Here is a 1,290-nt window from a genome sequence, read left to right as displayed (position 1 = left end):
AAATCGTATAAATGCGCATTATCGCATTTTGCATAACTAAGGTGTTCAGAATATAATACCGCATTAGTTTGCTTTAAAAAATCTTTTACTTTCTTTAAAAAAACAAAATCTAACGGATCCGGACTGCCGATAGATAATGACAACCCATGTGTATATAAAGGATATTGTTCTAATGCTTTTTGAAATTGTTTTTTCCAATAGCCACCAACGCCAATCCAATTCTCAGGGGCAACTTCTATAAACATTGGTTGCAATACATTGCTTTCGGCAAAAGCTTCAGCAAAATCTTTTCTATAACCAATACCTACCATAACAATTATTTTAAAATGATTAAAAGAAAAAAGCAGGCAAAAGCAATAACTCAATGCCTGCTTTTTAATCAAACAATTTAGTTACCTGATTTAGGGGTACTGCCACACTTACCTTCACCACATTTGCCATCTTTACCTTTTTTCTTGGTTTTGGTAGTATCCGATTTTTTGGTGGCACCACATTTTAACTCAAAATTGTTGTTAGCCACATTTTGTGCATGTATACCGGCTACTACTTCCTCAGGTGTTGTAACCTGATTGTAACGAATTAAACCGGTTGCATTTGCATTAATTCCTGCTACTGCTAATAATGCTCCGGCTAAAATTGAACCGGCAAGGATACTTTTTTTGTTTTCCATTTTTTCTTTTTTAAATTGTTGAATGAATAATTTACCAATTAGTCGTTTAACAAAAAGTATCCTGACAAAAAATGAAAATATTTTTTAAAAAAAATTTCTATAACTGTTGAAGCCTACTTTTTTAAAAGCTGCAAAAAATTATATGCTGGTATGAACAAACCCTGCATATTACCAAAAACTACCTACTTGTATTTTTTATTGTTGAGGGGGGAGCGCTTGAATGATTTTTTCTTGTAAAGGAGTAGTATCGATATTTTCAGAACTATTATTGCTATTGTCAGATTTTACCCACTCATCAATTGCTTTACTTTGTTGCTCGTAATGCAAACAGGGATCACAAAGGCGTAAATGGATTTTTAATTTTACTTTATCAATCCATGAAAGTGGCATAACCGATTTTTTTTCAATCAATTCGGTTGCCTTAAGGCAAGAAATCATCCATATGTTCATCAACTTCCGCTTCATTCTCTTTTTTTACATGGAATATATTTTACTTTAAAATATTTATTTTGTATGCTATTTATTTATGTAAACCAATGAACATCTAAACACTTCCGCAATTGCAATTTTGCTCTATGCAATATTTGCCAATAATTTGTGGTAGAAATACCTAATTCCTT

The 1,290-nt window shown here is 31.9% G+C and carries 3 protein-coding genes; all 3 read right to left on the bottom strand.

Features of this window, described 5'->3' with window-relative positions; genetic code table 11:
• A partial coding sequence (locus ACP5P5_RS13675; RefSeq protein ID WP_428286673.1) for a DUF692 family multinuclear iron-containing protein occupies positions 1–311 on the bottom strand: 311 nt, incomplete at its 3' end.
• 77 nt (positions 312–388) lie between these two features.
• Positions 389–670, bottom strand: coding sequence for a hypothetical protein (locus tag ACP5P5_RS13670; protein WP_428286672.1), 282 nt, complete (start codon positions 668–670; stop codon positions 389–391).
• A gap of 195 nt (positions 671–865) precedes the next feature.
• Positions 866–1,135: a hypothetical protein gene (locus ACP5P5_RS13665; RefSeq protein WP_428286671.1), complete on the bottom strand. Its 270-nt coding sequence runs from the start codon at positions 1,133–1,135 to the stop codon at positions 866–868.
• Positions 1,136–1,290 lie beyond the last annotated feature (155 nt).

Source organism: Hydrotalea sp. (genome assembly GCF_049968455.1).
Lineage (GTDB): Bacteria > Bacteroidota > Bacteroidia > Chitinophagales > Chitinophagaceae > Hydrotalea.
The sequence above is the reverse complement of the archived record's forward strand: the minus strand, read 5'-3'. Positions and strand labels throughout refer to the sequence as shown.

Excerpts from the sequence above, each read along its gene's own strand:
- ACP5P5_RS13670 (WP_428286672.1), bottom strand. The coding sequence starts at position 670 with ATGGAAAACAAAAAAAGTATCCTTGCCGGTTCAATTTTAGCCGGAGCA.
- ACP5P5_RS13665 (WP_428286671.1), bottom strand. The coding sequence starts at position 1,135 with ATGAAGCGGAAGTTGATGAACATATGGATGATTTCTTGCCTTAAGGCA.